Genomic DNA, 20,586 nt, shown 5'->3' with positions numbered 1-20,586 from the left:
ATAGTGTTACGCTTATGGTATTGATTACACGAATCAGATGGGTTACGGGATTCCACGTCGCATAAATTTTATTACTTCTTGAATTCATGAGTAATTTAGTCAGAATTACAGATTTCGCTTGTCTTGACGTGTCGGAGCTTGGGTTGGGCGAGTGTTGCTCTTTTCCTCCCGTGCCGCCGAGGCCGGGAAGGGCTGGTGGTCCTGAACTTGGTCATAGGCCCTGGCGGAGATCTCAAAAACGTCCAGGTTGTCGGGGGCGGGGCATGGAGTGTGCCGCCTTGCTGCCGATTCGTTTCGCTCTGAAGGGAAGCTGACAGCAGTGCGACAGTTGCGGTGGCCAAGGACCCGCGCATTTTTTCAAACCATCAAGCAACGCGAGATTCCGATGCCGCTTCGCACGTTATTCCTGATCGGCCTTGTCCTTTGCGCGACCTCTCCGGCCCAGGCGCTGAAAGTCACCGACGCTCTGGGCCGCTCCCATGAACTTCAGGCTCCCGTCACTCGCGTCATCTGCTCCGGCTCCGGCTGCCTGCGTCTCTTGGCGTACCTTCAGGCCCAGGATCTGGCCGTGGCCGTGGACGACATCGAATCAAGGCGCAACCGCTTCGATTCGCGGCCCTACGCCCTGGCCAATCCGGGGTTCAAGACCATGCCCATCTTCGGCCAGTTCCGTGGACAGGACAACCCGGAGCTGATCCTGACCCTCGATCCCCAGCCGCAGGTCATCTTCAAGACCTACGCAACCATGGGCCATGATCCGGTGGAACTGCAGAACAAGACCGGCATCCCCGTGGTCGTGCTCGACGCAGGGGATCTGGGTGATCGTCGCGACAGATTCTATTCGGCGTTGCGGCTCATGGGCCAGATTGTGGGCAAGGAGGAGCGGGCCGAGAGTCTTGTCGCCTATTTCGACGCGGCCATCGCCGATCTTGGGCGGCGCACGGCGGACATTCCGGATTCCGAGCGGCCCACGGCCTACATCGGCGGCGTGGCCTACAAGGGGCCGCACGGTTTTCAGTCCACGGAGCCGACCTATCCGCCCTTCGGGTTCGTCAATGCCCGCAACCTGGCCCGCGAAGAGGGCGGGGCGGGCAGGGATCTGAGCAACACGGATGTGGCCAAGGAGAAGATCGTGGTCTGGGATCCGGACCATCTGTTTCTTGACCTCTCCACATTACAGATGGGCGAGGATGCCGGTGGCCTGCACGAGCTGCGCACCGATCCCGCATATGCAACGCTCTCGGCGGTAGCCGAGGGGCGGGTTTACGGGGTGCTGCCCTACAACTGGTATTCCCAGAATTTCGAATCCATCCTGGCCAACGCCTATTTCGTGGGCAAGACTCTGTATCCGGAGGGGTTCGCGGACGTCGATCCAAAAGCCAAGGCCGACGAGATCTACTCATTTGTGGTCGGCAAGTCCGTTTTTGATGAGATGAACCGGACCTTTTCCGGACTGGCCTTCATCCCGGTGCCGGTGCGCTGATGCATTCCGATCACGGGAACGTGCCCGAGGAGTACAAACGCTATCTGGCCTGGAAGACCTTGGTCGTGGTCGCGTGCATCCTCGCGCTGGGTGGTTTTCTGCTTCTGTCCCTGTGTGTCGGCGCGGCGGGGTTGCCGTTGGGCGATGTCCTCGCGAGCCTTCTCGGCCAGTCCGCAAGTCCCCGGGTGGACGCCATCGTGCGCGGCATCCGTCTGCCCCAGGCGCTGGCGGCCATGGTCGCGGGTGGCGGATTGGCCGTGGCCGGAGCGGTCATGCAGGCCATCCTGCGCAACCCGCTGGGGTCCCCCTTCACCCTTGGCATTTCCCATGCCGCCGCCTTTGGCGCGGCTTTTTCGGTCATGGCCCTGGACTCGGGGCTCATGACCTCGGGGCAAAGCGCCGTGAACATCACCAGTCCCTATGTGACCACCATCTCGGCCTTCCTGGCCAGCTTGGTGGCATCCGGGATCATCATCGCCATTTCCCGCACGCGCGGCACCAGGCCCGAAACCATGGTCCTGGCCGGGGTGGCCCTGGGCGCGCTCTTTACCGCCGGGACCATGTTCCTGCAGTATTTCGCCACCGACGTGCAGCTCTCGGCCATGGTCTTCTGGACTTTCGGGGACACGTCCCGCGCGTCCTGGGCCGAGCTTGGCCTCATGACCTTTGCGACCCTCGGCTGTACCCTCTACTTTCTGGCCAATAGCTGGAACTACAACGCCATCGACGCCGGGGACGAGACGGCCAAAGGGCTCGGGGTGCGGGTCGAGCGGGTGCGCATCGTCGGCATGCTGCTGGCCAGCCTGGTCACGGCTGTGCTCATCGCCTTTCTGGGCATCATCGGCTTCGTGGGGCTGGTCGTGCCGCACATGTTCCGCCGCGTCATCGGAGCGGATCACAGGTTTCTGCTCCCCGCATCGCTGGTCGGCGGCGCGCTCCTGTTGCTGGCCTCGGACACGGCGGCCCGGCTCGTCATGGCTCCGCACCTTCTGCCTGTCTCGGTGCTGACAGCCTTTCTGGGCGCGCCGACGTTTCTCTATCTCATTGTAAGGGGGCGGCGCTCATGATGCTCTCGGTGTGCGGGGTGCATTTCACCTACAATAGCCATCCGCTCCTGCGGAACATCGATTTCAGCCTTGAGCGCGGCGAGCTTCTGGCCATCCTCGGCCCCAACGGAGTGGGCAAGACCACGCTCCTCAAATGCATGAACGCCATCCTGCGTCCGGCCTCGGGATCGATTTTGGTGCAGGAGCGCGACATCCTTTCGCTTGCGCCCGCGGATATCGCCCGCGACATCGGCTATGTCTCCCAGAAGAACGAGGCCTCCCGCCTGACGGTCTTCGACGCCGTGCTCATGGGTCGCACTCCGCACATCCGCTGGCGCATGAGCGATGACGATCTGCGCAAGACCGACGCCATTCTGCACACCATGGACCTGTGCTCCAAGGCCATGCGCCACATCGACACCCTGAGCGGCGGCGAGCTGCAGAAAGTGTGCATCGCGCGCGCCCTGGTGCAGGAGCCTTCGCTGCTGCTGCTCGACGAGCCCACCAGCGCGCTTGATCTCAGGAATCAGGTAGAGATCATGAACCTCATCCGCCGGGTGGTGGATGAGCATCGCATCGCGGCGGTGATGAGCATGCACGACCTGAACATGGCCCTGCGCCATGCCGACAAGACGATTTTCCTGAAGGATGGAGACATCCACGCCATGACCACGCCCGGCTGCGTGACCCCGGAGATCATCCACGAAGTTTACGGCCTGCCGGTGCACATTCACCGCATTGACGGCCGATCCATAGTCATCCCCCAAAACTGAAAAGGAGAATTGCATGTCCTGCCAGATTTCACCGGAACAGATAGACGCGACCATCGCCTTCCACGGACACAGCTGTCCGGGCCTGGCCATCGGCATCCGCGCCGCCGAGCTGGCCCTGCGCGAGCTTGAAAATCCCGAGGATACGGAGATCGTGGCTGTGGTTGAGACGGACATGTGCGGTGTGGACGCATTGCAGTTTCTGCTGGGCACGACCATGGGCAAGGGCAACCTCATTCACCGCGATCACGGCAAGATGGCCTTTTCCTTTTTCAGGCGTGCCACGGGCAAGGGTGTCCGGGCGCTGCTGAATCCGGCCGCGCGAGGCGGAATGGATGACGAGATGGCCGAGCTGATGCAGGCCAGCGGGAACGGCACGGCCACGGAAGCGCAGAAGAATCGCATGACCGAACTGCGCGCCGGTCTGCAGCAGCGCTTCATGACCCTGCCCCTTGAGGAGATGTTCTGCGTCACCCCGGTGGAGCAGGGCGCGCCACGGCCTCCCAAGATCCTGGAAAGCCTTGCCTGCGCGCACTGCGGCGAAAAGACCATGGAGTCGCGCACGCGCCGTTTTGCCGGGCAGACACTGTGTATTCCGTGTTTTCAGTTGGTTGAGCAGAAAATATAGTTTTGGATGGCGGGCCTTTTTGGTCCGCCTTTTTTGATGCCGGACAGACTCGAGTACGTTTCCAGGATCAACGCCTCGGACGACACCCGCGAAGGCGGTGCTTCGTATTATGTGGGAGCGCCGTTCACGGCGGTGCTGGGCGTGGGACTGGAGTTATGGATTGTCTCGGCGCTCATGAGTAACGCCCCGGTCCAGTGCAATGCGCAAAGCCGGGGCGTTTGTTCGAAGCGTTGTGGCTACTTGGCGCCCCACGACTCGTTATGGATCAGTTCCGGCCTGAAGCGGTTCACGGCCTCGAAGGTTCCGTCCGGCCAGCCCACCGGGACGAGGGAGAAGGGGATGATGTTTTCCGGGATGCCGAGGAGCTTGCGGAAGCCGTCCATGCGGTCCTTCTCCGGGTAGATTCCGACCCAGACTGTGCCGAGCCCGAGGTCACGGGCGGCCAGGAGGATGTTCTGGGTGGCGGCGCTTGCGTCCTGATCCCAGAAGGTCGGCCATTTCTTGCCGTCCGGGTCGCCGCAGACCACAATGGCCGCAGGGGCCTGCAGGACCATCTTGCTGTAGGGATGGAAGCTTGGGATGGAGTCGAGCTTGGTCCTGTCCCTTATGACGATGAAATGCCAGGGCTGCTGGTTTCCCGCCGAAGGCGCGCTCATGGCGGCCTTGAGGAGGATGCCGAGCATCTCCTCCGGGACGGGTTTATCGAGATATTTGCGGATGCTGCGACGGGTGTGGATGGCGTCCAGGAGTTCCATCATGTTTCTCCTTGCTCTCAGGTTGCAGGGTGTTCCCAATCAAGACGGATGCTGCCTCTGTAAATCCCGATCCGCGTCGCGTCGAGCCCGACTTTCCGGGAAACAGGCGCGGCAAGCATCCACGTTCTCTCCCATTCATCATTCACCAATCACCATTCACTACTTGAGTTCCTGCATGGCCTTCATGAGCGGCCCCAGGTCCGGGCGCGAGTTGATGTCGTGCACGTCGATGTAGCGGATGATGCCCTGCTTATCGATCAGGAACAGGGAGCGTTCGGCCTCGCCCGTTGAACGCAGGATGCCCAGCGCCTCGGCCAATCTGCCGTGCGGATAGAAATCCGAGGCCACGGGGAACCACACCCCGCCCATCTCCTGCACCCAGGCGTGCAGCGTGGGCACGTTGTCCACGCTTATGCCCACGAGCTGGGTTTCGGCCTGATCGAACATGTCCTCTACGATGTTGTAACCGGGCCACTGCCCGGAGCAGACCGGCGTCCAGGCCGCCGGAATGAAGGACAGGACGACGTTCTTCTTGCCCCGGAACTCGGCCAGGGTGACGGTGCGTCCATCGATTGTCGGCAGGGAGAAGTCCGGCGCCGGGTCACCGACCTTGACCTTCAGGCTGCTGTCCAGCGGGTCCAGGCTGCCTGTCTCGAAGATGCGTTCTTTTGGTATCGGCGTTTCCTGGGCCGGGAGCAGGGCCGGGACAATGGTCAGCAGTGCGGCAAAAAGCAGCGCGCGCATCATGTTCATTTTCCTCCGTCACAGGCTTTCAAGGCTTGCTCAAGAAATGTTTCCGCCGATTCCATGCGCCCGAGCAGTGTCTTGGCGACACGAATTTCCTTTTTCTCCGGGTTCATGGCCAGCACGTAGAAGAACGGGGTCCCGACTTCGCCGATCTCCTTGTTGACCTTGAAATCCGGGTCGGAAAAGAGGGGAAAGGTGATGGCGTACTTGTCGCGGAAGACCTGTACCTCGAAATCCGAGTTGCCGATGCCGACACCGATGAGCTTGACGTCTTCGCCAAGGCCCCGACTGGCGATCAGTGCGTTCAATTCATTGAGGGCCGGGGCTTCGCGCTGGCAGTGCGGGCAGTACATGCTGAACGCTACGAGGATGACTGTTTTGGCATTTATTTCGGAGAGATGCCGCGGCGCGGGGGTTTTGAGTCCCAAATGCCTAAGATGCTCCGGGTTCAGTTCGCCGCGCAGGAGCAGGTCCGGCATGGAGCTGCCCACGGGCAGTGGGTGCGAGGTCGCGCTGTCCGAGGCCTCCATGGCCATGGCGCTGCAGGCAAACAGCGAAAGAAAAAGGAAAGTGATTACGATTCTGGTTGGCATGAAGACTCCTTGAGTCAGACTTTTATGAAGGAAATGGTTGTCCCGGAGGATGCGGATTATCGGTGAACACATGAAAATTTGGATCAAGCATAGCAAGATGCGACGGGGGCGGCAAATGACTTTCCAATACTCAGGGTTTTGCACCGGAAAAAAAGTGAAGATCCCCGTCGTTTGGTGTTCGGCGGGGATCATGTCATTCGGGATGGATCGCGGGCTTGTCCGGTCGGCAGGCCCGGATTTTCGTGCCGGAAGTCAGGTGATGTGTCTTGACGGTCGCACCGGCACGGGATGGATGCCGCCCTGAATTTTACGAATTCTGCCCTGATGCGTCCCTGGATTTTGATTCGGCGGTGATGTCGATCACTTCCGGTTCGCTGAGCCCTCTCTTGAAATTGAAGATGGCCCGGCCCATGTTGGTGCCGAGAAGCGGGAGATTTTTCGCCCCAAAGACAAAAAGGGCGATGACCAGAATGATGAGCAGTTCCTGAACGCCTATTCCGAACATGAGAGCCTCCGCGAGAGGTGCTGGAAAGATGGTCACACGACACATATTGGCCCGGACATTAGCCGGGCCAATATGGTGTTTTTATAATTGTTGTGATTATTAAGCAATGCCCCTGGATTGCCTCAAGCCGTGCACTCGTCCACCAGGTAGAGGATGTTGCGGTAAGGGATGCCGCCGTGCAGGGCCAGGCCGATCTCGCAGGTGCGGCTGGTGGAGTAGCCCTCGGTGCAGTCCTCGACCTTTTCGGCCAGGGTCTTGAGGGCCGAGGCGTTCAGTTCCGGCACGGAGAAGCCCTTGTCCCCGGCAAAGCCGCAGCAGAAGATGTCTTCCGGCACGACTACCTTGGTGACGCATTTGCGGGCCAGCTCAACAAGTTTGCCTTCCAGTCCCAGCTTGCGGGACGTGCAGGTCACGTGCAGGGCCACGCGCCTGTCCTGTTGGATGAAGGTCAGCTTGTCGTGCAGGTGTTCCAGCACGAAGACGCTCGGATCAAACATCTTCAGCCTCGGGTCCAGCACCTCCTGCATGCGCTTCAGGCACGGGCTGGTATCGCACAGTACGGGCAGAGCCCCGTTTTGGCTTGCGGCCAGGAGCGCCTCTTCGAGCTGGGCGCTCTTGACGTCGGCCTGGGCCACGAAGCCCTTGCTTTCAAAGGCCTGTCCACAGCACAGCGCGGCCATGTTCTCGGGGAAGATCACTTCGTATCCGGCCTTGCGCAGCACGCGCACCGTGGTCTCGGGCAGGGGGCGGATCTTTTCGCACCGGGACGGTCCCATGTTGCGGGCAATGCAGCTCGGGAAGTAGACCACTTTGAGCGGGTTGTCCGCGTTCACCTTTTCGCGGCGAATGCGGCTGATTCCTCCGGGCATCCGTTCGTTCCAGCGCGGGACGCGCTTGCCCGTCATGCGATGCAGGGTTTCGGACGACACGTCCATGAACTTGGTTCCGGTCACGGCGTGCACCGCGTCCACGACCTGCAGCACTCCGGACACGGTCCGGGCCACGCCCGCGAAGTGCTCCCCGATCCAGTCGGCGGCTTTTTTCTGCCGTATGGTCGCGCTCTCGGCGCGCAGGGCCTTGGTCATCTTGCCCGTGTCGATGCCCACGGGACAGCGCGTGCCGCACAATCCGTCGGTGGCGCAGGTCCCGTCGCCCTGGTAGCCGTAGGCTTTGAGGAGCTTGGCCAGCTCCGCCTTGTGTTCGGGCTTGCCTTTCAAACGCTGTATTTCGCGCCAGGACGTGATGCGCTGGCGCGGGGTCAGGGTGATGTGCTTGGAGGGGCAGATGGGCTCGCAGAAGCCGCACTCGATGCACTTGTCCACCAGTTCGTGGGCGGCGGGCAGGGGTTTTAAGTCCTTCAAATGGGCCTTGGGGTCCGGGTTCAGGATGACGCCGGGGTTGAGGAGGGTCAGCGGGTCGAAGATGCGCTTCACGTCCTGCATGAGGCGGTACGCGTCTTGGCCCCACTCCATTTCTACGAAGGGCGCCATGTTGCGGCCCGTGCCGTGCTCGGCCTTGAGGGAGCCGTCGTACTTGTCGACGACCATGGTGGCCACGTCGTCCATGAGTTTGCTGTAGCGCTCGATCTCGCGGGGATCTCCGAAATCCTGGGTGAAGACGAAGTGCAGGTTTCCTTCAAGGGCGTGGCCGAAGATGATGGCCTCGGAGTAGCCGTATTTTTCCAGCAGCCCCTGCAACTCAAGGGTCGCGTCGGCCAGGCGTTCGATGGGGAAGGCCACGTCCTCGATGATGACCGTGGTGCCGGTGGCGCGCACTGAGCCGACGGCCGGAAAGAGGCCCTTGCGGATGTTCCACAGCTTGGCGAATTCCTGGGGCAGGGGCGTGAACTCGATGTCGCGGACCATCTTCACGCCCTCAAGGGCGGCCCTTATGGTCTCGATCTGGGCGTCAAGCCCCGCCGTGTCCTCGGCGCGGGTCTCCACCAGCAGCGCGGCGGCGCTGTCGCTCAGTTCCTTCAGGTAGGGCGGCATGCCGTCCTTGTCCTGCACGGACCTGAGCGCCGGGCGGTCCATCAGTTCCACGGCCGCCACGGGCTGTTTCTTCAAAATGATGGTCGCTTCGCAGGCCGTGCGGATGTCCGGGAAGAGCATCAGCGCCGAGGCCTTGTGCGCGTGCTCGGTCACGGTGCGGTAGGTGACCTTGGAGATGAAGGCCAGCGTCCCCTCGGAGCCCACCAGCAGGTGCTTGAGGATGTCAAAGGGATCCTCGAAGTCGACCAGGGCGTTCAGGCTGTAGCCGGTGGTGTTCTTGATCTTGAACTTGTGGCGGATGCGCGCCTCAAGCTCCGGAGCCGCCATGACCCGGTTGCGCAGGTCCGCAAGTCCGTTCACGATTTCCGGGTGCTTTTCGGTGAACCTGCGTTTGGACTCGTCGTCTCCCGTGTCCAGGATGGTGCCGTCGACGAGGATGAGGCGCAGTTCTTCAAGGGTCTGGTAGCTGTTCTCGGCCACGCCGCAGCACATGCCGCTGGCGTTGTTGGCCAGGATGCCGCCGATCTTGCAGCTGTCTATGGAGGCCGGGTCCGGGCCGATCTTCTTGCCGAAGGGTGCCAGGGTGCGGTTGGCGTGGGCGCCGATGATGCCGGGTTCGAGGTCGATGCGGCGGGCCTGGTCATAGACGCGGCAGCCAAGCCAGCCCTCGCCGAGACGAATCAGCACCGAGTCCGTCACGGCCTGGCCGGAGAGGCTGGTGCCTGCCGCGCGAAACGTCACGGGAATGCGGCTTTTGTACGCCAGACGCAGGATGCGGGCCACCTCGTCCTCGGATTCCACGTTGATGACGATCTTCGGCACGAGGCGATAAAAGCTTGCGTCGGTTCCGTAGGCCAGAAGACGCAAGGGATCGGTGATGATGCGCGCGATGGGGACAAAGGCGGCCACCGCCTTGTGAAAGGCACGATATTTCGAATCAAGCATGAGCGTCTCCCGTGTTTTCGATAAAAGATACTGTTAACAATATTTGAAAACAGGAATTCTGACAAGATCAATCTGCTTTTCATGCAACAGCGCTTCCCTTGAATTCAACAGGCCGTTTTGATTCGATTTATCCTGGAATCGGATACGATTCACACGAAGCGGTACGGGCCTGCATGCTTCAGGGCACAAGTCCATGTCGACATGCCGGACCGGAGGGCATAACCACATGTGGTGGTCGGCGTGGCGGCGGAATCCCTCTTTTTGCTTGCATCGGGCGGCCCGGCCTTGCTAGCCGTCTGTCCGGCCCTTTTGCTCATGATATTTCAATGCATGTCATTATTTCAGGAGTCTTACCCATGAATCTTTCCTGCTTCAAAGCCTACGACATTCGCGGACGCGTCCCGGACGAACTCGATGAGGCCCTGGCGTATCGCATCGGCCGGGCCTACGCCGCGTTCCTGAATCCCGACCGGGTGGTTGTCGGGCATGATATCCGTCTGTCGAGTCCGGCCATGGCCGAGGCCGTGACCAAAGGCTTGCGCGATTCGGGAGTGGATGTTTTCACCCTGGGCGAGTGTGGCACCGAGGAAGTGTATTTCGCGGTTTTCGATCAGGGACTGGACGGCGGCATCATGGTCACCGCCAGTCACAACCCCAGGGACTACAACGGCATGAAGTTCGTGCGCGAAGAGTCCCGCCCCATCAGCGGGGACACGGGCCTTTTCGCCATCCGCGATCTGGCGGCGGCCGGGGAATTCAAGGTCGCGCAGCGAAGCGGTCAGTTGCATGAACTTAAAATGCGCCCGCGCTACATCGACCATCTTCTGTCCTATGTGGATCGCGACGTGCTGCGTCCCCTGTCCATCGTGGTCAATGCCGGGAACGGCGGAGCCGGGAGCGTCGTGGATCTGCTGGAGCACAGGCTGCCCTTCAAGTTCCACAAGCTGCTGCACAAGCCCGACGGCAATTTTCCGGCAGGCGTGCCCAACCCCCTGCTGCCCGAAAACAGGGAACTCACCTCCCAGGCGGTGATCGAGCACAAGGCGGATTTGGGTTTGGCCTGGGACGGGGATTTTGACCGCTGCTTTTTCTTCGACGGAGACGGGCGCTTCATCGAAGGCTACTATCTGGTCGGTCTTCTGGGCGAAGCGTTCGCGCGCAAGGTTCCCGGGGCGGGCATCATCCATGATCCGCGCCTGACCTGGAACACCATCGCCGCCGTCAAGGCGGCCGGGGGCAGGCCCATCATGTCCAAGACCGGGCACGCCTTCATCAAGGAGCGCATGCGCCTGGAGGACGCCGTCTATGGCGGCGAGATGAGCGCGCATCACTACTTCCGCGATTTCGCCTACTGCGATTCGGGCATGATCCCCTGGCTGCTGGTGGCCGAGCAGATTTCGCGCACGGGCAAGTCCCTGGCCGAGCTGGTGGACCAGGCCATGACCGCGTATCCGGCCAGCGGCGAGATCAACCGCCGGGTAAAGGACGCGGCCGTCGCCATTGCCGCCGTGGAGGAGCGCTTTGCCGCCCAGGGGGGGCGCCGTGACAATACCGACGGATTGAGCCTTGAGTTTGATCAGTGGCGCTTCAACCTGCGCTCTTCCAACACGGAGCCGGTGCTGCGCCTCAACGTCGAGTCGCGCGGGGACAGGGCGCTCATGGAGGAGAAGACCGAGGAAATTCTGGGTATTGTGGATTCCATGGGCTGAATGGACCGGATGGACCGGATTGACCGGATGGGCCGGCTGGCTCGGCGGGGTCGGCTGGGTCGGCTGGGAAGGAAGGATCTGGGGATACCCAGGGCGCGGGAGGGCGAAGTTTCAAAGCTTCGCCCTCTCTTTTTTGGGGAGTTACTGGGCGAAGACCTTCTTCAGCAGGTCCGTGGTTCTGGCGGCAGGGTTGGTGCGGATGGCGGCCTCTTCCTTGGCCACGTAGTGGAAGATGCCGTCCATGCCCTTCTCGACCACGTAATCCGAGAGGTTGGCCTTGACGTCGGGCATGAAGGGCAGGGCCTTGTACTGCCCCATCATGTTGTCATAGGCCTGGACTGCGCCCGCATCGGCCAAGGTGGTGTCGACGATGGGCTTCATTTCCCTGGACAGGTTCGGGCCCATGGACTTGCGGAAGTACTGGGTGGCCGAGTCCTCGGGGCCGCTCAGGATTTTTTGGGCGTCCTCAATGGTCATGGCCGAAATGGCATCCACGAAGAGGGCCTTGGCCTTGGGCGTGGCCTGTTCGGCGGCGCGATTGAGTTTTAGTTCCAGGTCATCGACGAGGCTCGAATAGCCTGCTGCCTTGAGGGCTTTTTGCACCGTGGCCAGCTGTCCGGGCAGGGGGATGTGGATGGCCTCGTCCGTGTTGAAGCCGTCGGTTTGGCCAAGCTTTGCGACCACGTTCTCGGTGCCCACGCGCAGGGCTTCCTTGAGTCCGTCGCCCATTTCACCCTGGGAAAGGGAGCCTGTCTTGGCTCCGTCGCCCGAGGAAAGCAGCCCGAGCCCCTGTTGCAGGAGACTGTTCTGGGCCCATCCTGAAACGCTGCCAAGAAGCAGCATCGTGACCAGGGCGCAGACGATTTTCAGATTCGGCAGTTGGACACGTATGGACATGGGACCTCCGGTGTTGATTATTGGATGGAATAACCTAGGTTCGATCGGGCCTTGCGGGCAAGGGAAAAATACATCTGGAGATGATCAGAAGTCGTATCGCAATCCCATGGTCAGGATGTTGCTTCCGCCTTTGTCGGCAAACATTCCGTAGCCGGACGAGCGGTGATGCAGACGCAAGAGGGTGGACCATCTGGATTCCGGCAAGGCAAAGGTGGCCTCGATGTGCCAGAAAAGAAGGAACTGTTCGCTGTCGCCACTTTTTTGTCGTTCGTATTCGGGCAGTTTCGTGGCGTAGGAAGGGCCGAGGCCGTATGCCAGGCTTGTTTCCAGGAATTTGTTCCAGGGGAAATATTCCCAGCGGGCAGTCAGAATAGGGGCATTGAATTCAAAATGTTCCTGGATGCCGAAATGCCGGGCCACGTTGGCTTCGAGTTCAAGGGACCAAAGGCGGTTGGCCGGACGGTAAAATGTCCAGCCCAAGGCTCCGACAAGGATGTGCGAATCGACCAGGTCGGCTTGTCCGGAAATGGACTGGCGCCAGTTGTCGTCGGTCATGACTCCGCCGTAAAGGCTGGCTGCGAATTCGTTTTCAGATGAAGCAGATGCGTTGCCGCAGTTGATGATCAGGACTCCGGCGATCAGAAAGAACAGAATTTTTACGGAGCGTATGCGGCTCATGGTCACCTTCTTCGGGTTCGACCCGTGTTGACCTGCCGAACGAGCAGGCTTGTGCTTGCCGAGTTGTTTTGTTCTCAAAAAAAGGTTCGATAGCGGAAGGTAAACGCTAAAATGGCAGCGGGCAAGTTTTGGAGAGGCTTACGGGCAAGAAAAAAAATGGACGTCGCGCGCTGCGTCAGCTCGTTTCGTCGAGCAGGGTGCCTGTGTCGCGCATGAGGAGCCGGATCAGGATTTCCTCCAGGGACAGGACCGGCGTCTGTCGCCGCGCTTCCACGGCCTGATCGAGCAGATCCGCCTGGGAGTCGAGGGCCGTGGCCTGGTAGTTCAGGCCGTCTTCGCGCTGGGAGTAGACTTCCTCAAGGGTGGTCATGTCCCCGATATGGACGGAGAGGGTGTCCAGTTCGGTTTGCAGGCTGCCTGCCGGATTGTCTTCAAGGGCGGCGCCACTGAGGGCGGCAAGACCGGTGGCGTCGAGTTTCTGGAAGGTCACGTCGAAGCCGCCGTTCGCGCCCTGGGCGAACGACTGGATGAAGACATTGCCGTCCGCGTCGATCTGGTCGGTGCCCCATCGCGTATCGTCGAGCAGGGAGATGCCGTTGTACTGGGTCGATTCGATGATGCCCGTGACCTTGTCGCGCAGGGCGTTGTACTGCGTGGCGACATCCGCGGAGTATGCCAGATCGCCGTCCTTGACCTGCTGGGCGAGGCTTAGCATTTCCTCTAAAGTGCTTTTGATCGTGCCCACCGCGCTGGCCGCGATGCCGACCATGGCGGATGCTTCCTGCACATTCTTGCCGGCCTGGCGGATGGCCGCGCTGTCCGAGCGCAGCCTGCCGGTGATGGCCTCGTCGAAGGGGTTGGTCAGGGGCTTGACCGGTTGCTGCCCAAGTATCATTTCGCGCAGGTTGGCGCCCACCGATGAACCCTGGAAGTAGACGTTCATGAGCAGATCCTGCTGCCACATCTGGGTGGCGGTGGAAACGACGAAGAGTTTTTGCAGATCGCTTAAAGCCATGAAAACCTCTTTACGGGCGCTTGTTATCGACGCAGGCGGATTCCGGTGCGCATTCCTGACCAATCGGATGTTTTTTAAAAGTCATTAATAGATGACTTCCTCCAGCGTGAGTCCCCGTGCCGGGGCCGTGGCCGGGGCCTTGCGGCGATCACATCCTTCGAGGATGGCGCGGACTTCGCCGGGGGCCAGCCCGCCTCGTCCTGCTTCGACCAGCAGTCCCATGAGGTTGCGGACCATCTGTTTTAAAAAGCCGTCGGCCTGAAAGCGAAAGATCCATTCCGCCGGGCTCTGCCCCTGGGTGCGCAGAATGGGTTCGAGAGTGCGCACGGTGCCTTTGATCTCCGTTCCGGCGTTCTGGAACGCCGCGAAATCGTGGGTTCCGGCCAGTTCTTGCGCGGCCTGGTCCATGGCCTCGAAATCAAGTCCGCGCACGGCCCAGACAAAGGGCGCCCGTTGCGGCAGGACGAAGTGCGGCTCGGTCCAGATGGTGTAGGCGTAACGCTTGGAGCGGACCGAAAAGCGCGCATGAAAATCCTCGGGCGCTTCCACTGCGTCGAGAATGGCGATGTCGTCCGGCAGCATGGCGTTCAGGGCCTGTTGCCAGGGGATGTGCGCCTTGGATTCCGGGACGTCGAAGTGGGCTACCTGCGCCAGGGCATGCACGCCCGAGTCCGTGCGTCCGGAGCCGTGAACCCGCACCAGTTCGCCGCAGATGCGGGTCAGCTTGTCCTCGATGGCGCCCTGGATGGTCGCTCCCTGGCCCTGAATCTGCCAGCCCTGGTAGCGGGTGCCGACGTAGGCCACGGTAAGCCTGATGCGCGGCATTCCTCAGTTCCCGTTCTCGCCGGTCTGCAGCCGGGTCAGGGCCGCAGAGAGCGCTGCCGCGCGATCGGCCCGCACCGAGGACAGGATTTCCCCCGCCTTGCGGCCGCTCATCCCCGCCAGGATTCTGACGGCAATGGGTTCTTCCAGGGTTTGCAGCACCACCGCTGCCTGCTTGGGCTTCATGTTCGAATAGACGTCGATCAGGTGCACCATCTTCTCGTCCTGGATGCTTGCGGCGGAGTCGATCAGGTTTTGCATCCTGATTTCAAGCTCCCGCAATGTGGTGAGCTTTTGATCGACCTGCGCTTCCAGTGCCTTCAGTTCCGCCTCTTTCTTGGCCAGGGCCTGTTCCCGGGCATTGAGGTCCTGGGGCTGATTTGCCTGGGCGTCGGAATCGGTGGCGTTGTCCTGCGTGGAGGGCGCGGCCGGTTCCTGCGCCAGGGCCTGGGTTGCGGCAATGGCCGGACGGATGATCACGGGCTGCAGCAAGGGATTGTCGGGGAGAGTGGGCGGAATCCAGAGCAGGCAGATGGCGGCCAGCTTGACGGCCGCGAGGGCGATGAAGGCCTGGACCAGCCTAGTAAGGCGTGCGCCCGTGGCGGAGGGTGCCTGTTTCGTCGAATTCCTTTTGCTCTTTTCGCTGTTCTTCCTGAACATGTTTTTCTGCCTGTTTGGCCCGGAGTTTCTCCAGGAGTTTGCGGTCCTTGGCTTTTGTCACCAGTTCGAGCCGACGGGTTTCGGCCAGCTTTTGCAGTTCGACAAGTTTTGCCTGTGCCTGTGTTTTGTCAAGTTCCAGACGTTTTCGCCAGCCCGACCAGAGCCACAGCTCCGGCTGGGTCATTTGTTTGATCGCGCTGAGTTCGACAAGACAGGCTTCCAGGTCTTTGTGCAGGGCTTCGAGACGCAGTTTCTGTTCCGCGACCTGTTGTCTGGTAAGGCTCAAGGCCAGTTTTGCCTGGTCTTCGAGCTGCCTGCGGTATTCCAGGATCTTTTCAAGTTTGAACAGAAAGGGGCGTGCCATGTCGGTATGCCAGCAAAAAGCGTGCACAAAAAAGCCCGGCTATTCCGGCCGGGCTTCGGGAGGCTTTTGGCCGCTTTTTGCTAGGCGGCGCTGGCGGCCGCGATATAGCCCTGGCGCAGGGACTCGATGAGCTCCTTCACGGAGATGATGGCGTTCACCCTGTAGGCGTTGGCGCCCGCAAAGGCGAAACCGTGCTTGAGCTGTCCCTTCTTGGCGTTCACCAGCGCGAGCGCGATGCAATAAGGGCTCTTGGTGAAGTCGCAGGAGCTGATGCAGTGGAAGGGGCACTTGAAAGGCTTTTTGAGGCCGCTGTTCACATCGTCGAGAAAGGGTCCGCTGACCGCACGTCCGGGCAGGCCCACGGGGCTCTTGATGATCTGGATGTCTTTTTCCGTGGCGTTTACGTAGCTTTCCTTGAATTTGATATCCGCGTCGCATTCGTGAGTGGCCACAAAGCGTGTGCCCATCTGCACGCCCGCCGCGCCCATCTTCAGGTACTTGTGGATGTCCGCGCCGTCATAGACACCGCCTGCGGCGATGACCGGGATCGGGCGACCGGCTTTGGCCTCGAATTCGCGAACGGCCTCGATGACTTCGGGCACGGTCTTTTCAAGCGAGAATTCGGGGTCGTCGAGCTGCTCGGGCTTGAAGCCGAGGTGTCCACCGGCCTTGGGGCCTTCGACCACGAAAGCGTCGGGCAGGTAATCGAACTTCGACAGCCATTTCTTGCAGATGATGCTGGCGGCCCGGGCCGAGGAGATGATGGGCACGAGCTTGGTCTTGGCTCCGTCCTTGATGTAGGAGGGCAGATCCAGGGGCAGGCCGGCACCGGCGAAGATGACGTCCGCGCCTTCCTTGATGGATGTCTTGACCAGGTCACTGAAGTTGGTCAGGGCGACCATGATGTTCACGCCCAGGATGCCGTCTGTTATTTCGCGGGCCTTGCGGAGTTCGCGGGCCAGGGCGCGCGTGTTCGCTTCGCGGTAATTGCTTCCGATATCGGGTTCGCCCATGCCGATCATGGCGGCGGCGATGACGCCGATGCCGCCTTCCTTGGCCACGGCCGAAGCCAGCCCGGAAAGGGAAATGCCAACACCCATGCCGCCCTGGATGATGGGGATTTTTGCAACAAGATCACCGATCTTGAGTTGTGGGAAGTCCATTGTGTTCTCCTGTATGGATTACGCCGTGTGGTCGGCTAGAAGTGAAGACCTTGAGTGACCACTTAATAAAGGCGTTTGTGGCGCTGCTAACTTAAAAAAAAAGGGGGGTCAATGAAGGCCCCACGGCCTGCTGGTGTGCCGATCTGCATGTATGGTTTTCGGACTTATGCTAAGGCCCTGAACAGTCGTTCAAAAACGCGGGATACCTATCAATACTTACCAGATCGGCAGGGAGAGGGGAAGAAGAACGCAGATCTCCCCTGCAATGATGGCGGCTCCCAGAAAATCGCCGTTTACCCCGCCCTGCTTGCGGCCAAGGGCCAGCAGCGCAGCCAGGACGGCACTGGTCAGCGCGAGGCTCAGGACCAGATGGCTCGGGGCCAAAGCCAGGGCCGGGAGCAGGGTGGTGCATCCGCCCACGACCAGGGCGGAGCGCGTTGCGCCCTGCACGGCGTTTTGTCCGAGGCCCGGGCGGGACAGGTTTTGGCTCATGCGGGCCAGCACCAGGCAGGAAAACCGGCCAAAAACAGGGGCAAGGATGAGCGCCGGCCACGCATCGCGGGAAACGGCTGCTTCAAGGAGCGCGGCCTGAAGTCCCAGGCCCAAGATGAGGCCCATGGTGCCGAAGGCTCCGATATGGCTGTCCTTGACGATGGCCCAGAAGCGCTCGCCCGTCGCGCCGCTGCCCCATCCGTCCCACAGATCGGCCCAGCCGTCCCAGTGCAGGCCCCGAGTCAGGTAGATGTTGAGCCCGGTCAGAATCCAGGCCAGGACCCAGGACGAGAGCGGGAGCCTGGAGCAAAGAGCCAGGATCAGCCCGAGGAGCAGCCCTACCATCGGATACATGGGCATGGACTTGCTGATGGCCTCGGAGGTGGTGATATGGGCGCGGCCCAGGCGGGTCAGGAAAGTCAGGGCCACGAGGAAGTCTTGGAGCGGGTTCACGGATGCGGGGTGTCCTTTCGGGTCAGGCGGATGTTCAGGCCGGGGGCAAGGCCAAGGGTACGGGCGCAGTCGCCCTGGTTTACCGCCAGTTCCAGCACGCCCTGACTGCCTGCCAGAAGGCCGATCTGTCCGGGAGCGAGCTCCGCGTAGGCGGCGGCCTTGACGACGCTTCTGCCGTCATCGAGGAGCCAGGTCCTTGGCGATTCATGAAAATGTTCGGCGCGCAGATTCACGAGGCAGTTGCCGAAACGGTCCACGTGCAGGACCGTGCAGTCAACGACAGGATTCCCGATTTCGGCCCAGTTGAGATCGTGGCGTATGATCGTGTCCGGCGCGACGCGCGACCCGAAGGCTTGCGGCGTCGCGCCCAGGGCCAGTCGCGCGGCGATGGGCGCGAATATGTCCCGACCGTGAAAGGTGTTGCCGGCGGCGAAGGCCTGCGCGTCAATCCGCCACCACGACACGGGCTCGTCGATCAGAAACGACAGCAGCCCGTTGTCCGGGGCCAGGAAGAACTGATTCTCCCGCTGGGCCAGCACGATGAACCTGTCTGACCCAACGCCCGGATCGACCACGCTCACGAAGATGCTTTGCGGCGGAAAGTGGCCATGGCTGGCTTGCAACAGAAAACCAGCCTGAACACTGTCGTGCGCGACCACTTCGTGGCAAAGATCTACGATGCACGCGTCCGGCGCCTCACGCAGAATGACTCCCTTCATCTGACCGACATAGGGATCGAGGAGACCAAAATCAGTGAGTAGAACGATAATCGGGCGCATTCGATGTATCTAAGACCAAGCTCAAACCCTGTCCAGAGCCCGATCGAGAAACCTGTTGACAGTGTTAAGCGCGCCTGTGTAGATACGGCGCTCTTCGGGGCGTAGCGCAGTTTGGTAGCGCATCGGTTTTGGGAACCGAGGGCCGGAGGTTCGAATCCTCTCGCCCCGACCAATAGAAATCAAGGACTTAGATGTAAAATCTAGGTCCTTTTTTCTTTTCTTTTTTTGCCTGCCCAACACTATGCCCAACACTTGTTTGAGGAAGCGAAGTGTTTGGCACAGACGGGATATGATGGGATCGAGGGGGATAGGGGGGGATGAGTGTTGGAGTGACGCGTGTTGGCGGGTGGTTTGATTATTTTCGCGCTGCTGGATTAGCGGGCTATTTGGCGCGACATGCTGGGGCCGTGACCCATTTTTCCGGTGGCAAACAGCGCGCTTACAACTTCACAGGATTTTGGAAAATTCCAATAGGCAATCGTCTTGTGAGATATAATTTCTAACTACTTGCCACGAGATTTGATGTTCGATAAAATTAATACTACAAATTCATATGAGGTGTGTTTTGATGAGTAATAACGGACTAGACTATAATGTTTATATGAAAAGCTATATTCGATGGTGTTATATTTATACTAACGCATATTCATATTCAATGTCTGACGATTATAATAATGTATTAAAATATGTTTATGAGTTACGAGATGTGATTGAAATCAATCATGATGAGCTAAAAAAAGCTATGGTTTTTGTATTTTTTAAAACAATTAAAAATTGTCTTTCAGATGAATTAAGAAATAGAAATTATAGAGAAATCGATGATTATTTTTCAATATTCACGAAAAGCGAATTAAAATCTTTGTATAAATTGTATAAATTAATGATAAAAAATGAATTTTATCCGTGGCAATTTAGATTTAAACCATTTGGGTATTACTCAATTAAGAATGTAGAAAATGATAATTTTTATGTGAATCCGTTCCCTCATTTCTTCACTGACAGATCGTACAAATTTTTGATATCATCTACTGTAAATTGTAAAATTGACAATAATATTGAAGATGAACTAGTTCAAGATTATGATAATTTTTTAAGTAGTATAGAAATAAATATTGATCAGTCAAAATATAATTTTAAAGATTATTTGAATATCGCGAGTGTTGAGTTGAAAATAAACGAAATTAACAAGAGTGTTTTAAAAAAGAAATTTGCAAAAAAAGAAGATTTTTTTGAATATAATAATTACTTGAAAAAAATTAATGATTTTAAATTCAACATTTCAAGTAACTTTTCTCGATCGATAGGTCTTTATTTATGGGAAAAAATCTATTTTTCAAAAGGTAAATATAATTCTGGAAATGTATTAAGTTGGTTTTATTCAACAGATGTATTTAAAAGCCTAAATATGAAAAGAAAAGACAGAAAGAAAGAGTATCTAGGGGATAAAGATGAAAATGATTTATTGAGATGGCTAAGAAGTACTCATAAATGTGTAAAAGAAAAAAAAGTATTAGCTTTTAAGTGAATAACAAAGGATTCTAGCCATTTTTGTTTAGAAGTGTTTACTTGGTCCTAGGCGCGAAGATTCGCCCTTTCCTAATTCGTCTTAATCCCAAGGGTGCTGACGCCAGCGCCATGCTCTTTTTCCTGGTGGAAACTTGCCAAGGCTAATGAGATCGAGCCCCAAGCCTACCTGAAATACCTCTTCGAACGATTCCCCGCCGCGCAGACCACGGAAGACATGAAGGCTAACAGCCCGTTGATTTATTCATGATCAACACAGCTCGACGGTAATCTGAGTTCCGACGAATTCTTCGCCAGTCTCGCTCTTCATCTCAACCAAAATCATCGAAACGACCATCCGTCCCCAAACAATAATAACAATTTGCGCTGAATTGAGGTAAAAATACCCCTTCGGGGTCCCGAAACCTATCAACTGGCGCATCAGCAGGCCGAGATTGAACCCGGCCACGCACAAGAGGTATCGTTTGTGGACGTTTTCCTGTCCCCGAAGGTGTGTTCGCCGCATTCCGCCACGATCGAGCACATGCTGGAAACTTCGTTCGACCAACTCCGTTCTTTGCTTTGCCA

General features: G+C 58.8%; 21 protein-coding genes, 1 tRNA gene and 1 pseudogene. 8 read left to right on the top strand and 15 right to left on the bottom strand.

The genetic code is table 11. The annotated features are described in order from the left end of the window. The first annotated feature begins 385 nt into the window (after positions 1 to 385). Genes BMZ40_RS10565 through BMZ40_RS10550 form a run of 4 tightly spaced genes read left to right on the top strand, consistent with a single transcriptional unit; the run spans position 386 to position 3,927 of the window. A complete protein-coding gene (locus BMZ40_RS10565; RefSeq protein WP_092375153.1) occupies positions 386 to 1,483 on the top strand; it encodes an iron ABC transporter substrate-binding protein in 1,098 nt (365 codons plus the stop codon). Then, positions 1,483 to 2,550 carry a FecCD family ABC transporter permease gene (locus BMZ40_RS10560; protein WP_092375150.1) on the top strand — a complete coding sequence of 356 codons (1,068 nt, stop codon included), beginning with the start codon at positions 1,483 to 1,485 and terminating at the stop codon, positions 2,548 to 2,550. The genes BMZ40_RS10565 and BMZ40_RS10560 overlap by 1 nt, the downstream gene beginning before the upstream one ends. Then, complete coding sequence (locus BMZ40_RS10555) at positions 2,547 to 3,302, top strand: ABC transporter ATP-binding protein (protein ID WP_092375148.1); 756 nt, start codon at positions 2,547 to 2,549, stop codon at positions 3,300 to 3,302. The genes BMZ40_RS10560 and BMZ40_RS10555 overlap by 4 nt, the downstream gene beginning before the upstream one ends. A gap of 13 nt (positions 3,303 to 3,315) precedes the next feature. Next, the gene (locus tag BMZ40_RS10550; RefSeq protein WP_092375145.1) at positions 3,316 to 3,927 is read left to right on the top strand and encodes an FmdE family protein; all 612 of its coding nucleotides are present in this window, start codon (positions 3,316 to 3,318) and stop codon (positions 3,925 to 3,927) included. 236 nt (positions 3,928 to 4,163) lie between these two features. Here BMZ40_RS10550 and BMZ40_RS10545 read toward each other — a convergent pair whose 3' ends face one another. The 5 genes from BMZ40_RS10545 to BMZ40_RS10525 form a co-directional block, all read right to left on the bottom strand. Then, positions 4,164 to 4,685, bottom strand: coding sequence for a nitroreductase family protein (locus tag BMZ40_RS10545; protein WP_425429358.1), 522 nt, complete (start codon positions 4,683 to 4,685; stop codon positions 4,164 to 4,166). Between the two features lie 156 nt (positions 4,686 to 4,841). Further along, on the bottom strand, positions 4,842 to 5,429 hold the full coding sequence (locus BMZ40_RS10540; protein ID WP_425429359.1) for a peroxiredoxin: 588 nt from the start codon (positions 5,427 to 5,429) through the stop codon (positions 4,842 to 4,844). 2 nt (positions 5,430 to 5,431) lie between these two features. After that, the gene (locus BMZ40_RS10535) at positions 5,432 to 6,022 is read right to left on the bottom strand and encodes a peroxiredoxin family protein (protein ID WP_177193114.1); all 591 of its coding nucleotides are present in this window, start codon (positions 6,020 to 6,022) and stop codon (positions 5,432 to 5,434) included. A 307-nt stretch (positions 6,023 to 6,329) separates the two neighbouring features. Then, positions 6,330 to 6,527 (bottom strand): twin-arginine translocase TatA/TatE family subunit, encoded by a 198-nt coding sequence (locus tag BMZ40_RS10530; RefSeq protein ID WP_092375134.1) that lies wholly within the window; start codon positions 6,525 to 6,527, stop codon positions 6,330 to 6,332. Positions 6,528 to 6,649: 122 nt separating this feature from the next. Beyond that, entirely contained in the window at positions 6,650 to 9,463 is a 2,814-nt protein-coding gene (locus tag BMZ40_RS10525; RefSeq protein ID WP_092375131.1) for an FAD-binding and (Fe-S)-binding domain-containing protein, read from the bottom strand. Positions 9,464 to 9,819: 356 nt separating this feature from the next. Between BMZ40_RS10525 and BMZ40_RS10520 the strand changes: the two genes are divergently transcribed. Further along, the gene (locus tag BMZ40_RS10520; RefSeq protein ID WP_092375128.1) at positions 9,820 to 11,172 is read left to right on the top strand and encodes a phosphohexomutase domain-containing protein; all 1,353 of its coding nucleotides are present in this window, start codon (positions 9,820 to 9,822) and stop codon (positions 11,170 to 11,172) included. Positions 11,173 to 11,313: 141 nt separating this feature from the next. Here the strand turns inward: BMZ40_RS10520 and BMZ40_RS10515 are convergent, their stop codons facing one another. The 9 genes from BMZ40_RS10515 to BMZ40_RS10475 form a co-directional block, all read right to left on the bottom strand. Beyond that, a complete protein-coding gene (locus BMZ40_RS10515) occupies positions 11,314 to 12,069 on the bottom strand; it encodes a DUF4197 domain-containing protein (RefSeq protein ID WP_092375125.1) in 756 nt (251 codons plus the stop codon). An 84-nt stretch (positions 12,070 to 12,153) separates the two neighbouring features. Next, positions 12,154 to 12,747 (bottom strand): hypothetical protein, encoded by a 594-nt coding sequence (locus tag BMZ40_RS10510; RefSeq protein WP_092375122.1) that lies wholly within the window; start codon positions 12,745 to 12,747, stop codon positions 12,154 to 12,156. 175 nt (positions 12,748 to 12,922) lie between these two features. Continuing rightward, positions 12,923 to 13,762 (bottom strand): flagellin, encoded by an 840-nt coding sequence (locus tag BMZ40_RS10505; RefSeq protein ID WP_092375119.1) that lies wholly within the window; start codon positions 13,760 to 13,762, stop codon positions 12,923 to 12,925. An 84-nt stretch (positions 13,763 to 13,846) separates the two neighbouring features. After that, entirely contained in the window at positions 13,847 to 14,587 is a 741-nt protein-coding gene (gene truA / locus BMZ40_RS10500; RefSeq protein WP_092375116.1) for a tRNA pseudouridine(38-40) synthase TruA, read from the bottom strand. A gap of 3 nt (positions 14,588 to 14,590) precedes the next feature. Next, positions 14,591 to 15,244: a MotE family protein gene (locus BMZ40_RS10495; RefSeq protein ID WP_092375113.1), complete on the bottom strand. Its 654-nt coding sequence runs from the start codon at positions 15,242 to 15,244 to the stop codon at positions 14,591 to 14,593. Beyond that, the gene (fliJ, locus tag BMZ40_RS10490; protein ID WP_092375111.1) at positions 15,165 to 15,608 is read right to left on the bottom strand and encodes a flagellar export protein FliJ; all 444 of its coding nucleotides are present in this window, start codon (positions 15,606 to 15,608) and stop codon (positions 15,165 to 15,167) included. Before fliJ ends, BMZ40_RS10495 begins: the two co-directional genes overlap by 80 nt. A gap of 80 nt (positions 15,609 to 15,688) precedes the next feature. Then, positions 15,689 to 16,771 carry an NAD(P)H-dependent flavin oxidoreductase gene (locus BMZ40_RS10485; protein ID WP_092375108.1) on the bottom strand — a complete coding sequence of 361 codons (1,083 nt, stop codon included), beginning with the start codon at positions 16,769 to 16,771 and terminating at the stop codon, positions 15,689 to 15,691. Positions 16,772 to 16,987: 216 nt separating this feature from the next. Beyond that, positions 16,988 to 17,716 (bottom strand): adenosylcobinamide-GDP ribazoletransferase, encoded by a 729-nt coding sequence (locus tag BMZ40_RS10480; protein WP_177193113.1) that lies wholly within the window; start codon positions 17,714 to 17,716, stop codon positions 16,988 to 16,990. Beyond that, a complete protein-coding gene (locus BMZ40_RS10475) occupies positions 17,713 to 18,495 on the bottom strand; it encodes an SAM hydrolase/SAM-dependent halogenase family protein (protein WP_092375104.1) in 783 nt (260 codons plus the stop codon). The genes BMZ40_RS10480 and BMZ40_RS10475 overlap by 4 nt, the downstream gene beginning before the upstream one ends. A gap of 95 nt (positions 18,496 to 18,590) precedes the next feature. On the opposite strand from BMZ40_RS10475, the gene BMZ40_RS10470 reads away from it, so the two are divergent. From BMZ40_RS10470 to BMZ40_RS20175, 3 genes are all read left to right on the top strand, one after another. Further along, positions 18,591 to 18,667, top strand: a tRNA-Pro gene (locus BMZ40_RS10470). 534 nt (positions 18,668 to 19,201) lie between these two features. Then, positions 19,202 to 20,020, top strand: a complete 819-nt coding sequence (locus tag BMZ40_RS19195) for a hypothetical protein (RefSeq protein WP_177193112.1) — start codon at positions 19,202 to 19,204, stop codon at positions 20,018 to 20,020. A 93-nt stretch (positions 20,021 to 20,113) separates the two neighbouring features. Continuing rightward, the gene (locus BMZ40_RS20175) at positions 20,114 to 20,269 is read left to right on the top strand and encodes a transposase domain-containing protein (protein ID WP_177193111.1); all 156 of its coding nucleotides are present in this window, start codon (positions 20,114 to 20,116) and stop codon (positions 20,267 to 20,269) included. Here the strand turns inward: BMZ40_RS20175 and BMZ40_RS10460 are convergent. Further along, positions 20,270 to 20,586: pseudogene (locus BMZ40_RS10460) on the bottom strand (hypothetical protein); the annotation flags it as partial. It abuts the gene before it with no gap.

Source organism: Desulfomicrobium apsheronum (assembly GCF_900114115.1).
In the GTDB taxonomy this organism is placed as follows: domain Bacteria; phylum Desulfobacterota; class Desulfovibrionia; order Desulfovibrionales; family Desulfomicrobiaceae; genus Desulfomicrobium; species Desulfomicrobium apsheronum.
Note: the sequence above shows the minus strand (reverse complement) of the source record. Positions and strands in the feature narration are given on the sequence as shown.